This window comes from Sinanaerobacter sp. ZZT-01 (assembly GCF_035621135.1).
GTDB lineage: Bacteria > Bacillota > Clostridia > Peptostreptococcales > Anaerovoracaceae > IOR16.
In genome coordinates this window covers 2,626,588-2,639,416 of sequence record NZ_CP141728.1, presented here as the reverse complement: position 1 = coordinate 2,639,416, position 12,829 = coordinate 2,626,588, and the positions used below count along the sequence as shown (strand labels likewise).

Annotated in this window: 15 protein-coding genes; 2 read left to right on the top strand and 13 right to left on the bottom strand. The window is 36.9% G+C overall.

Annotation, left to right across the window (positions count from 1 at the left end; genetic code table 11):
* Positions 1 to 159 precede the first annotated feature (159 nt).
* Positions 160 to 327: a zinc-ribbon domain-containing protein gene (locus tag U5921_RS12810; RefSeq protein WP_324823851.1), complete on the top strand. Its 168-nt coding sequence runs from the start codon at positions 160 to 162 to the stop codon at positions 325 to 327.
* 61 nt (positions 328 to 388) lie between these two features.
* Here the strand turns inward: U5921_RS12810 and U5921_RS12805 are convergent, their stop codons facing one another.
* The 10 genes from U5921_RS12805 to U5921_RS12760 all read right to left on the bottom strand — a co-directional run bounded on the left by U5921_RS12805 (position 389) and on the right by U5921_RS12760 (position 9,532).
* Positions 389 to 976, bottom strand: coding sequence for a DUF6382 domain-containing protein (locus U5921_RS12805; protein ID WP_324823850.1), 588 nt, complete (start codon positions 974 to 976; stop codon positions 389 to 391).
* A gap of 2 nt (positions 977 to 978) precedes the next feature.
* A complete protein-coding gene (locus U5921_RS12800; protein ID WP_324823849.1) occupies positions 979 to 1,824 on the bottom strand; it encodes a hypothetical protein in 846 nt (281 codons plus the stop codon).
* Complete coding sequence (locus tag U5921_RS12795) at positions 1,814 to 3,583, bottom strand: DUF5702 domain-containing protein (RefSeq protein WP_324823848.1); 1,770 nt, start codon at positions 3,581 to 3,583, stop codon at positions 1,814 to 1,816. The genes U5921_RS12800 and U5921_RS12795 overlap by 11 nt, the downstream gene beginning before the upstream one ends.
* On the bottom strand, positions 3,570 to 4,088 hold the full coding sequence (locus U5921_RS12790) for a hypothetical protein (RefSeq protein WP_324823847.1): 519 nt from the start codon (positions 4,086 to 4,088) through the stop codon (positions 3,570 to 3,572). Before U5921_RS12790 ends, U5921_RS12795 begins: the two co-directional genes overlap by 14 nt.
* Positions 4,078 to 4,266 carry a Flp1 family type IVb pilin gene (locus U5921_RS12785; RefSeq protein WP_324823846.1) on the bottom strand — a complete coding sequence of 63 codons (189 nt, stop codon included), beginning with the start codon at positions 4,264 to 4,266 and terminating at the stop codon, positions 4,078 to 4,080. Before U5921_RS12785 ends, U5921_RS12790 begins: the two co-directional genes overlap by 11 nt.
* A 19-nt stretch (positions 4,267 to 4,285) precedes the next feature.
* Positions 4,286 to 5,629 carry an immunoglobulin-like domain-containing protein gene (locus U5921_RS12780; RefSeq protein WP_324823845.1) on the bottom strand — a complete coding sequence of 448 codons (1,344 nt, stop codon included), beginning with the start codon at positions 5,627 to 5,629 and terminating at the stop codon, positions 4,286 to 4,288.
* The gene (locus U5921_RS12775) at positions 5,616 to 6,371 is read right to left on the bottom strand and encodes a hypothetical protein (RefSeq protein ID WP_324823844.1); all 756 of its coding nucleotides are present in this window, start codon (positions 6,369 to 6,371) and stop codon (positions 5,616 to 5,618) included. Before U5921_RS12775 ends, U5921_RS12780 begins: the two co-directional genes overlap by 14 nt.
* Positions 6,368 to 7,594: a CpaF family protein gene (locus U5921_RS12770; RefSeq protein ID WP_324823843.1), complete on the bottom strand. Its 1,227-nt coding sequence runs from the start codon at positions 7,592 to 7,594 to the stop codon at positions 6,368 to 6,370. The genes U5921_RS12775 and U5921_RS12770 overlap by 4 nt, the downstream gene beginning before the upstream one ends.
* The gene (locus U5921_RS12765) at positions 7,515 to 8,591 is read right to left on the bottom strand and encodes a hypothetical protein (protein WP_324823842.1); all 1,077 of its coding nucleotides are present in this window, start codon (positions 8,589 to 8,591) and stop codon (positions 7,515 to 7,517) included. The genes U5921_RS12770 and U5921_RS12765 overlap by 80 nt, the downstream gene beginning before the upstream one ends.
* A gap of 179 nt (positions 8,592 to 8,770) precedes the next feature.
* Entirely contained in the window at positions 8,771 to 9,532 is a 762-nt protein-coding gene (locus U5921_RS12760) for a ClpP family protease (protein WP_324823841.1), read from the bottom strand.
* A gap of 102 nt (positions 9,533 to 9,634) precedes the next feature.
* On the opposite strand from U5921_RS12760, the gene U5921_RS12755 reads away from it, so the two are divergent.
* Positions 9,635 to 9,874 (top strand): YlmC/YmxH family sporulation protein, encoded by a 240-nt coding sequence (locus U5921_RS12755; RefSeq protein WP_324823840.1) that lies wholly within the window; start codon positions 9,635 to 9,637, stop codon positions 9,872 to 9,874.
* A 98-nt stretch (positions 9,875 to 9,972) separates the two neighbouring features.
* On the opposite strand, the gene U5921_RS12750 is transcribed toward U5921_RS12755, so the two are convergent.
* The 3 genes from U5921_RS12750 to U5921_RS12740 all read right to left on the bottom strand — a co-directional run bounded on the left by U5921_RS12750 (position 9,973) and on the right by U5921_RS12740 (position 12,694).
* On the bottom strand, positions 9,973 to 10,329 hold the full coding sequence (locus U5921_RS12750) for a hypothetical protein (RefSeq protein ID WP_324823839.1): 357 nt from the start codon (positions 10,327 to 10,329) through the stop codon (positions 9,973 to 9,975).
* The gene (locus U5921_RS12745; RefSeq protein WP_324823838.1) at positions 10,322 to 10,681 is read right to left on the bottom strand and encodes a PqqD family protein; all 360 of its coding nucleotides are present in this window, start codon (positions 10,679 to 10,681) and stop codon (positions 10,322 to 10,324) included. Before U5921_RS12745 ends, U5921_RS12750 begins: the two co-directional genes overlap by 8 nt.
* Positions 10,682 to 10,780: 99 nt before the next feature.
* Entirely contained in the window at positions 10,781 to 12,694 is a 1,914-nt protein-coding gene (locus U5921_RS12740) for an OPT family oligopeptide transporter (protein ID WP_324823837.1), read from the bottom strand.
* Positions 12,695 to 12,829: the final 135 nt, after the last annotated feature.

Sequence of the window (12,829 nt, the reverse complement as noted above, 5' to 3'; positions counted from 1 at the left end):
TTTTTCAAAAAATTTATAGACAGCTTATATTAAATAGGTTATACTACCAATAAGATATTTAAATGCCAATGGTTCGATCATCTTTTTGGAAAATCGCCCCCATGAGTTTATTTAAATATTGTAGGTATATTCTTTTTTTATTATTCTGGAGGGAAATCAATGGAAGACAAAACAATCGTATGTCAAGACTGTGGCAAAGAATTTATTTTTACTGCGGGTGAACAGGAATTTTACAAAGAAAAGGGTTTTGACAACGAACCAAAAAGATGTAAAGAATGCAGAGACGCAAAGAAAAACGAACGTAGACAATTCAGAAACGACAGATAGTATTATTGTTTACAGCAAAAACTAGCCGGGCTTAAAGCCCGGCTTTTTATGTTCACAGTATCTAGCTTGAATAAAAAATTTCTCCTTTCAGCTCTCTAATATAAGAAAGAATTGCTTCTGTTCCCCAATTTTGATCCTTTGAAAGTTGAATCAGTTTTTGACTGTAGACGCTCCATTGTTTGTCATTCACTTCTGCATCAATTGCATTTAAGAGATCTTCCCATTCTTCTAAGAAATCAACTTTATCTTCTTTGGGCAAAAACAACAATTCCACTCTCTTTTCGCTTTCATAAACAAAAAGTAAATCAAAAGACAGTGTATAGTCTTCTAGAAACAATAAATGGTCTTCTCCCTGTTGGATCTGTTCAATCAAGTGTTCAAGCAGGTGAATCCCTTCTTCAACAAAGGAATGTATTCCAACCTCTTTTTTTTGTTGCAAATACTCTTTCAAAGATGTTCTCTGAGAGCATTCATAATAAATCTCACACATTATTTCTGAAAATACAAATCGCATCGGAAGAAAGAAACCTGTGGAGGACAAACTCAGTATTTGTTTTTGATACCAAGGAATCTGCTCTTTCGGTAGTTCTCTCTTTATTGCCTGTTTTCCATTTATCGTTTCATTTAGTATCTTTACGTTTTCAATCAATTTTATTTACCTCCGCAAATGTGGCAAGGAGTATATCCCTTGTCCTCTGCTTCCTCCTTTTCCATGCTCACAAAAAAACGTTCTATAGAAGCACAGCTTTTTTTATGATAGGCTTCTCCGCTGCCCTCAAAAATATAGACGAAACTTCCAGTAGATAGCAATTCAGGATGACACAGTTTACAAGGTCCATATTTTTTCTTTATCTTCGAATTCAGAATTACTTTTTTAGCTCCGTCACGTAGAACTCTGCAATTTTTATTATGGTAACGCTCCCCTGCTCTCGGAAACACATATACGGTCTGCAAACTCTCCTTTTCTTCCATACTGGAAAAACTTCTTGTCTTCCCATAAGAATTCTTCCCTATAAAAGAGCGTAAAACTAAGGTCTCCTGTAAGTTCAACTCTGAAGCAAAAACAGGCAGTACAGGAATCGGCAAATGATATTCAAATGAAACTTTTGTCAATGCATCTCTATCACCCTGCGTGTAATCTTCTTGATACTCCACTAAATCTAAATCATGAATCTTACTTCCCACTTCTTCCTCTAATTGATGTTGCACACGCCAATAAAATGTTTCTTGAGAGACCCACTCAGCTGCTGCCTTTTTCAAATTTTCTGACTGAGAAGATTCACCTTCTTGTAAGAAAGTATCGTAGCTTTTATCTTTTATATATCCTTCTATAGACAGTTTGCGCCCTTGATTAGAAAGACAGTGCATAACCGTTTCAGTCATCCCAATTCCGCGCAGCACGTATCCAATCGTGATTAGTGCTATGATAAAAATCGGCAGAAAAATAGCTGCCTCTACAATAACATGCCCCTTTTTATTCTGTATTTTAATAGGCATGACGAACAACCACCTTACCTTTACGAACCATTTTCAGTTTCCCCTGTTTGCCTAAAACACGCTTCTTCCAAACTTCCCCATGTAAAAGGAAACCACCTTTGCAACTGCAGAGAAGAAATCCTTTGTTGCAGCGTCCCTGTAAATTAATCTGAATCAAATCCATCATTCGAACTAATATAACCTGTTTCGATGAACAAAAAAGAAACAAACTCAGATACTGACTATAATTTAACCCATTTGAAACCTCTTTCTTTTTTGTACTTCCATATTTACCGGATAAAATGGAATCCAAGCTGAGCATCCATGAATCATCGTCTTTAAAAAACGGAACGCTACCCGAGTCAAGCAAAATTTTCAAATCATTTTTGGCCTCTGCACTGCTCCATAAAGCGGCCAGCACAAATTGTGTAATCACGGCTTCCGGTCCTGGGGTCAAACTTGCCGCAGCCGCTGCTAACTCTTTTTGTTTTTTAGGATTGCTGTATAGATAAATTAAATTTGAAGATGCACGTACTGTAAAGATACGTGACTCAGCTTTTTTACGGTTAGTCGCATCTTTAAAGTTACCGAATAGAAGATATTCCACCTCATTTTCAAAAAAAGTATCTCTTCCTTGTTCTGTTAATTGCGTCTTAAAGACATCGAAAATATATTGATTTATTAAAAATTTATTTTTCGCTTCCGTTAAAAAATTCTCTTTGTTATCCGATTGAAATCCATTAAATTCCCAAATACTTTGTTCCATTTGTTGTGATGGCAGGTAAGCAATGACGCTTTTATTTTGAAGTATTCTGTTACCTTGCTCTTTGTCATCACTTTCAAATGCAGAATGTTTCTTTATTTGTTTCCAAAACGAAGAACGTTTTGATTTTCCCTCTTTTTCTTTAAGAAGCATAAAAACATCTTCTAAATCATCGACCGCGACTGATAAAAAATAAAAGATTTTTTCTTCGATCGCATAGACCTGCTTCATCATATTTTCTCCGTTTTCTCCAAATGATTCCCCCTTCCCATAATACTGTTTGATCTCATCAACCTGCTTTTTTATTGAATAAAATGTCTTTTGTATACTTGACCACTCTCTGAATAGACGCTGCTTTAATTTATCAGCCTCCTCTGCTGCATTTTCGGAATCAGAATCTTTCAACTCCATCCAACTTTGATAAACTTTCTCTAATTTCTTTGTTTTATCCAAAGCATCTTCATACAAGAGGAGAACCGGCTTTATCTTTTCCATAAGTTGTCCTGCTTTTTCTAATTCTTCTGCGCCCTGTGCCATATCAGAAATCTGCTTTTGACCTTGTGTAATAATATCATCCGCTTGTTTTTCACTCCAATCTATTAAAATATCACCTAACACTCGATATTTCATATAGTCCACAATCTGATTTTCAAAAACATCACAATTGGTTAACGCATATTCATCCGATTCCACTTCAAAATTTTTCAGCTGCAAATTAATGAGTTTCATTACACTTTCTGACTCTTGGGTTGGATGTATTGTCTGTTCGCAATAATATAAAAGTTCCTCTTTAATTTTCTCATCCTCCATCGATATACCAAATAGCCCATAGTCTTCTTTTAAACTCTGATTATAATTGGATAATGTCGACCTGCCAGCCAATTCTATGACTGCCATCGCATAACTACGCGCTGCGGAAGATGATATGGCTTCTGTTAACAGTACAATTACAAGTAATATGCTTACAAAAGCCATCATTAAAAAAACAGATGCTCCTCCTTTCTTATTTATTCTCATTCCTTTTTACCTCTTCTGCGATCTCTATTATGTAATCTAAGTTACGAACTAATTGCGCTTCGTCAATACTTTGATAGGAACAATTCATTTCTCTTTGAATTTTCTGCTCCAATAAACCATATCCCCCATAGCTCTTTTCTATCCGCAATAACAGGTTCGGGTACAAGCAATGAAATGTAAAGCTTCCCTCTACCGCTTCTCTCGGTATCGGAATTCCGCTTTTACTCATTCGACTTTTTTCTTCCAGCTGTAATCGTTCGGATATATTTTTTGAAGCAAGCTTGCTCTCAAACGGTGTTCCATCTATATCAAAAGATACCGTTTTCGACCATTGTCCCGCAATCTCTCTTAGGCTCATATGTGCACAGGATAAAATAACCCCTTCTGAAAATAAACTCATGAGCATCGTAAGAACAGCCAGGACAGCTAGAATTAAAAATGGCCAAACAAGCGCAGCTTCTACAAAGGTACTTCCCTTTTTGTTTTTCCCTGCATTAAAATCCACTGTTCATCAGTCCATCGAATGTATTCGTTACAAATTCACCGATTCGTTCTTTAAAAATAAGCCCCAAGCCGACTGCAATCGCTACGAGAATTGCTACTTGTACCATTTCCATCCCCTTTTTATTGGGACACATCATTCTGCTTTGCACCCTGCACCATTTTTTAATCAATTGACTCATATTTTTTTCCTCCTATTTCTTAAATCTCTATCAATACTGGTGAAATCGTAATCAGAACCAATATCAAAAGCAATATCATTAATGGTAAAATCAGCTTTGTCTCTACCTTTCTTCCTTCTTCTTCTACTTGTTTCTTTCTTGTCATCCAAAGCAGATCTCCTTCCGCCTCCAGTTTTTCTGCTAAAGAACTTCCTTTCTCCAGATTCTCACATACAATCGCAGCAAACCGCATCAACTCTCTTATACCACTTCTCCTTGCAAATAATTTTAGCTCCTTCGAAAAGGAAGCATTCGATTCTCTCACATTATCAGAAATCTCTCCAATTGCCTCCATTAATGGATGGTCCTTTTTTTCCTTGGCATCTAAAGCAATGCGTTCCAATGCACTTGTAATAACAAGTCCTGCATTAAGCAGCAAAACTACCTTATTAATAAAGTCCGGATATTCTTTTTTCATGGATTCTCTATAATTTTGAATTTCTCTTTCCATCCGGTAATATCTTTTTTTATAAATTAGAAACAACAATAAACAGGCCATTATCACCAATGGAAAAAACGGAATGGTATTTTGCACATACCATTTTAATGTAATATTTTGAGTGAGATTTTTAGGCAGCACTAATTTATCCCCATATGTATTACTGCTTAACTGCCCTCTCAGATCTTCAATCACGGCACTGAATTCCCCTTCCAGTTTTTCCTCCGCTTTGGGAAGAAGCGTCACTTGATACGTGTGTGCTTCTTCATAATCATATAAAGTAAATTTTGCAGTTAAATCAACTTCTAAAGAAGATTCCAGTTCTAGCCTGTGAACAGTACCATCCTCTTCTATAAATTGCGGCTCACTGGAAATCCAATCGATCTGGATCGGATTGACGCTGTCCTGTCGCTGTAAATTTAATTTATATAAAATATGTTTGGCGTCTTTATTTTTACCGAGCATTTCTTCCTCAATCTTATCCTCGCACTCTTTTATAAGAGATTTCTTTTCAGGAATTGTAAGACTTTGAGGCTGAATCTTTATTGTTATTTTTTTCTGATGTGTTACTTCTCCATGTCTGATTTCTGCTTTAAGCGGAATAAGATTGGCATTTTCTCCGTAATTCGGTCGTTCCAAGCTGCTTAATGCATTATTTTGAAGCAAGAGAGTTTTAACGGCAAATCCAGTTAATAATAGAACTAAAAATAATAGCGTCACCAGATAGCATTTAAGCAGATAGATTTTTTCTTCTTGAATTTTAGGTGAGCAATCTCTGTTTCCGTATTTCGGTCGAAAGCCGTTATCAAATACTTCTCTTTTCCCAGTACACCAATCTGGTAATTTGTCTAATAATAATAAAATTTTTTTATTAATGTAATTCAATTCTAGTAAGCTTCATGCCCCATGCATAGGCGCCTCCAATGCCAAACAACGCTACCGTCATTAGCAGCCTTCCTTCAATCGTTGTATAAAGTACTTTTAAGTATCCCGGAGATACTACATTTAAGAAAGCAATCACAGTTAATGGAATTGCAGTTAAAATATTAGCCTCCAAACGTTTTTGAACCGTAAGGACACGTATTTCACGGTTAATGTTCATTTTATCAAGCATGATGCTCACTGTTTTTTCTATGACACGCTGAAAATTACCTCCGGTAGTTTTACAGATGCAATAGACTTCGACAAATTGACAAATATCCGGAAGCTCCGTACGCTCTGCAAAATCCTTAAGCAGCGTTTCAGCCGATTCTTTACTTTCAAAAATACCCCTTACAATGTAATCCAATTCTCTGCATAGGATCGCATCGTTTGAATAAATCAATAGAAGGTTTTCTTTTGCTTCCTGCAAAGCTTCCGGCATCTGTCGTCCAGCTGATACGGATGCAGAAATTGAATATAGAAAATCGCGAAACTGTTCCGTAAGTTCAATGCGCCTTTTCTCTGCCAGGTAATGACTGAAAACACTTTCACCTTTAATGGCCAATGCACAAAAAATTAATCCCATGATAAGGCTTTCATAAAACAAATATCCTAGAAAAAAGCAGGCGAAACCGCTGCATATGTAATAAGTTTTCCTTTCTTTTGGGTTTAATTTGTATTCACGGTATGTCTTAGGAATATTCATAACTCACCTCCTCGCATCTCTAACTTTATTTGATTGTTTAAAGGATTTCCTGTTGCAATGAGTCCGCGACTAATTTGATACTGAAACAGAGGGTTTATGATATATTTTTCATTTTTATATCCTGCAATCTCTACAATTTGCAGAATTTTTCTGGACTTGTTCGGCAGCCTCCCCAAGTGTACAATAATATCAATTGCTTCTAGAATTTGACTCCGTATTGCCTCCATAGGAAAATCTGCTGCCGATAAAAACATCGCTTCCAAACGGCGAAGCATCCCTTCCGGTGAATTCCCGTGTCCGGTCGATAAAGAACCATCATGCCCCGTGTTCATAGCTTGTATCATATCTACAACTTCACCTCCCCTTACTTCTCCTACAATAATTCGATCCGGTCTCATACGTAATGATGCTTTAATCAGATCCCGTACGGTTACTTCCCCCTTCCCTTGCACATTGGCATTTTTCGTTTCCATACGAACCACATTATCAATTTTTGTGATTTGAAGTTCCGCCGAATCTTCAATCACAATTACACGCTCCTCTCTTGGGATGCAATCGGACAATACATTCAAAAAGGTGGTCTTTCCCGAACTTGTTCCCCCGGAAATAAAAATATTATAACCACTCCTTACAAGCTTCTTTAAAAACGCAGAAGCTTCCTCTGATATAGAGTCTTTAAGAATTAATTCTTCCATCGTAATTTTTTTCTTGGGAAATTTTCTTATTGTGAGAATGGGTCCATTTAACGCTACATTACGGTAAACAGCGTTAATTCTCGATCCATCTTCTAATCGTGCATCTACAATTGGGGTTAACTCATTGATCTCTCTATGTACCTTCGCTGCCAGACGCCGAATGATTTCCTCCAAATCTTCTCTGTCTTCAAATAAGATCGGCAGCTTCTCAATCTTCCCGTTTCGCTCTACAAATATCTTTTTTGCACCATTTACCATTATCTCACTTACTTCATTGTCATCGGCATAAGGCTGCAAAATATCCAGTTCTCGACGTGTTATGTTAAATACCGTCTCAGTCAATTTTATTTTTTTTGCATACGGATACCACTTCGTCCTGCTATCATGCAGAACAAAATCCTCAATTATGGATAGAACCTCCTCATCTGTAATTTCTTCCGTTCTAGTATTAATCACAGCTCGTACAGCATTCGTGATTTCTTTTATGGTCACTTTCCTTTGGGTTTGCACTTCTGATTCTATTAGCAAGGCTTTTTACCTCCGATCCTAATGTGTAATTACTACGAATCTCTATTTTTCTATCTTTTTCAATAAAGCTTTCCTCATCTTTTGAGATGCAATAATCAAAAAGCAACGAACCATCAAAATAATGCTGCTTATATAAGCACTCCAATCTCTTTTTATTTTTTTCCGCTGATAAAAGAGTATGGTTTCTTAAAAGAACACATTGGCTACAATGCTCTAACCATAGAACCATTTTATCTGAAAAATGATTTCCACAGTCTAAGACAATATAATCATAATGCCCTATTTTAGAGATGCTCTCAATAAAGACCTGTGTTTCTTTTATTGATAACTCACATAACTCATTTCTGCCAAGAGAGGGATAAAAAAGTTCCACGCCATAAGAATCTTGATATTGAAAACTGCTGTAAAACGTGGCTGTTTTTCTCTTTGCATCATCAGAAAAAAGGTAAAATAAATAATCCCCCATAAAAGGATGTCCTTGTGGAAAACGAAAGTAAAAGGAAGTGGATTCCATTTCCTCTAAAGAAAGAAACAAAACTTTCTTCTTCTTTTTCTGTGTTAATTCCCGCGCAAGTAAAATTGCTGTCGAAGTGCATCCAATGCCTCCGCTCCCGCTGAATATTCCCACCACAAATGGCTGGCTTCCAAAGGATGAAAATGGGTTGATGCATTGATAAATCTTTGAATAATAATATTGCAAAGCAGAAGTCATAATCGAAACTCGTTCATATTTATATATCTGCAATGGCTCGCTGGAATCTCCGCTCCACGATACACTGCACTTTTGCTCTGTCAAAATAACAGTCTGTTTCTTTAACTCTTCTGGCAGACAACTAATATTTTCTTCATTCATTAAAAGTAAGTCATACTGCTTCCAGTCTGATGAGGGTGGTGAAACATATACTTCAAACTGTCCCTTCGTCAACGCAATGGCCTTCGACAAAGCCCTCCCATAAGCAGCGTCTTCTTCTATAATTGCTATGGTTATTCTCTTCATACCATTATATCCTTTTATTGTATAATTTTTACTTTTTTATAATATAATACTACCTTATCTTACAATTTTTTACAACACAAAAGTGTCGACTTTTTTCGACAAAAATAAATTCTATCTATAAGCCTGTATCCGCATAAAAAACAGCATGTTTCATTCAGACATGCTGTTTTCTTATTTCATTATTTTTCCTGCTTCTCTTCCTTTTCTTCCTTTTCTTTTTCTTCAATCATTGATTTTAACTTAGACAAGGCCATATTTAGACCTCCGATTTCATCCATTAAACCAATTTCTACTGCATCTTTCCCATAAAGTATGGTTCCCACATCGTTAGCCATATCGTCTGTTGCATTCATAAGCCTCGTTACCGTTTCTCTTTCAGAATGAGAGGTACGTACTATAAAATCAACGATACGGTCCTGCATTTTTCGAAAATATTCATAGGTTTGTTCTGCGCCGATGATTAAACCTGCCATCCGAATTGGGTGTAGTGTCATCGTTGCACTCTCTGCAACAAAAGAATAATCACTGGCAGTGGCAAGTGGAATTCCAATGCTATGTCCCCCTCCTAGCACCAAGGATACGGTCGGTTTCGATAAGGTTGAAATCAATTCTGCAATAGCCAGGCCTGCTTCTACATCACCACCTACGGTATTAAGTATTGTCAAAAGCCCTTTGATATTTTTATTTTCTTCAACAGCCACCAATTGCGGAATTATATTTTCGTATTTCGTCGTTTTATTTTGTGGAGGAAGAACCGTATGTCCTTCTACACTCCCAATAATGGTTAGATACTGAATGTTGCTCGGAAAATTAAATGCATTATTGATGACTCCAAAGTCATCAATGGAATTTTTAACTTCAGATTTTTCATCCATCTTTTCTCTTTCCTTATTATCCTCACGATCTTTATCTGTTTCTACATCATTTTTTGTTTCATTCATTCTTTTTTATCTCCTTTCGGTCATTGGTCATAAAAATAGTTTAACCAAAATATACTTTTTTATATAACCAGTATCACTATTTTCATAAAGGAGTTGTTTTGATTGCGTTTAAGTGAATTAGGCGATAAGGAAATTATTAATCTTTATAATGGAAGTCGTCACGGTCAGCTTGCTGATGCAGAATTGCTTTTTGATCCAAAGCAGGGAAAAATAAAGGGACTCATGGTTCCTGAAATTACAGAACGCCTAAATTTTATGGGAAGCCGGGACTATATACAGCTTCCGTGGAGCTCCATAAAAAAAATCGGAGAAGATATCATTATTTTCGAAGCAGAATTATAACATGTAGATAGATATTATAAAAGGCAAGGATATCAAATGATTCCTTGCCTGATCTGTCCATTTTTAAATTTTCTAATTTTTTCCACTGCTAGATACACCTACTTTGTTTTCTCAGCCAAGCTGTAAGTACGCTTGCCTTTCTCATAGTTTTCTGTAAGCATTCCGTTTTCTTTCATATGAGAAAGCATTGATTTTGCAAATGTTTTCTCATCAGTAACACCTAATCTCTGTTTGCTGTAAAAAAAACTCACTTGCGTACCTTTTATTAATCCTTCAATTTCCTTGAGAGTCATTTTCCCCTTTTTCTGCAGCTGTTTTCTAACCTTTCGCTCACACTTTGAATAAAGCATTGACAGCAAATCCCGGGTTTGGCGCTGCATTTTTATCAGACCCCATCCGTAAATAAACATGGTAGCCAGAGCAGTGAGTAAAACATAAGGTAAATATTTAAGCATGCAAATGATTCTCCTTTAATGTAACAAATTTATGTTCCTTCAGAATCTCAAAAAATTGAATCATTCTCTCAATCAATGGATATATTTTTTCTCCAAATTTTTCTTCTGCAATCTGAGAAATATCAAATATTGTTTTTTTTCCATCAATTTGAAGCCAAATAAAACTACCGAATTCATCTAATTCTATATGGCTGGATTCCGGTTTCTTAAAAACTTTCTGTGCAAATCGATGATAAAATCCTGTCCATGTTACACTTACTACTACCTTGTCATTTTCATTGATTTTCCATACATAATCATCGTTTCGCTTCGGAATGTAATCCAAATAATTTATTTCTGATCGTCTTCCCATATATCATCTCCAACATCATAAAAAAAATTTCATGGAGCAGATGCTTCATATCTAACGCTCCACTCCATGAAATTATAGCATAAAAATCACCTTACTTTGTTAGCTATTTCTCTTCTTACCTACAATAACATAGACTAAAGAAAGCGTTAATAACGCAAAGATTATGATTCCGCCGATCTGCCCGATATTAAATGAATTACCTACCACTCCAATTTTATCTGCCAAAGTCTCTTTGTCTGCAAACTTTATAACAGCGAAAATTGCAAGCAATACACCGACTAAACCTTCTCCCGCAATCAATCCGGAAGTATATAAGATTCCGCGTTCGGTACTATCCTTACGTTCCTCTTCAGAAATGTTCTTTTTCTTATCGATATATAATCTCACAAGACCACCTACCATAATGCCAGTCGATAATCCCAATGGAAGGTAAAGGCCGACTGCGAAAGGCAGAACCGGAACCCCAAGAACCTCGATTAAAATTGCAATCCCTACTCCAGCAAAAATTAAAGTCCAAGGAAGCTCTGCATTCATAACGCCCTCGACGATCATCTTCATCATACTAGCCTGCGGTGCAAGTATCTCTTTTGATCCAAAGCCCCACGCCTCATTTAATAAATAAAGTACGCCTCCGATTGTTACTGCTGATACAAAAACACCTATAATTTCACCAATTTGCTGCTTTTTCGGAGTTGCCCCTAACAGGAAACCTGTTTTCAAGTCTTGGGAAGTGTCCCCTGCAATTGCAGCAACAATACAAATGATTGAACCAATTGCGATTGCACCAACCATGCCATCTGCTCCATTTATTCCAGTTACCTTCAGCAAAGTGGTAGCAATCAGCAAAGTCGCAATTGCCATGCCGGAAACCGGGTTATTACTGCTTCCGACAAGACCAACCATTCTCGAAGAAACGGTTGCAAAGAAGAATCCAAAGAGTACGATAATAATAGCGCCGAGCAATGTAACAGGGAATACCGGCAGCAGCCAAATAGCGACCGCAATAATAGCAATGCACCCTAAAATCGTAGGCATATGTAAATCTTGCTCTGTTCTAATATCAGAATTTCCACCAGCCTTAGAAAAACTTTTCATCGCATGTGAAAATGTCTTTATAATAAGAGGCAGTGACTTAATCAAGCTTAAAATACCACCTGCGGCTACTGCACCTGCACCGATGTATCTTACATAGGAGCCCCATAGTCCCCATGGATCTAATATACTGATCGGATCTTCTGCCGGGAATATAACCACATCTCCGCCAAATAAGCTGATCAACGGCATTAATACAAACCATCCTAAAATACCACCGCTTAACATATAGCCTGAAATTTTAGGACCGCAAATATAACCTACCCCAAGCAGTGCCGGTAAGATATCCATTCCAATCATAGAGCCCTTATATCCAGAAATTTCAGACTCTACAGAGCTTGGAAAAACATTCAGACCGTCCGAAACAAATTTGTAGCCAGCAGCGACACCAAGTCCTGCAAATACGGTAGAAGCCTTTGCACCGCCTTCTTCTCCTGCTAAAAGCACTTCTGCACACGCAGTTCCTTCCGGATAAGGCAGTACACCGTGCTCCTCAACAATCAAAGCTTTACGCAACGGAATCATGAAAAGAACTCCCAGTAAACCGCCGACTAAAGAAATTAGGAAAATTTCTATCAATGTAGGCGTCTCTACAAGCCCCTCCCCAGCCCATAAGAAGATAGCCGGCAATGTAAAAATAGCTCCTGCCGCTACCGACTCACCGGCAGAACCGATTGTCTGTACTAGATTATTCTCCAATATGGATTCTTTTTTTAGAATCAAACGAATGATTCCCATGGAAATAACAGCAGCCGGAATAGACGCAGATACAGTCATTCCAACTCTTAAGCCTAAATATGCATTTGCTGCACCAAATACGATGGCTAAAATAATACCTAGAAAAATTGATGTGAAAGTGAATTCAGGTACTATCTTGTCCGCTGCAATGAAAGGCTTAAAATCTTTTTTGTTCGTTGCCATACTTTTTTCTTCCTTTCGTTAAATAATAGTAAAATAACAAAGCTATTGTACCATAAAATTTTAAAATATTCCAGTATTATCTATATTTTGATAATATATGATAAACTAGAAAATATTATGGTGACCACCTATTCT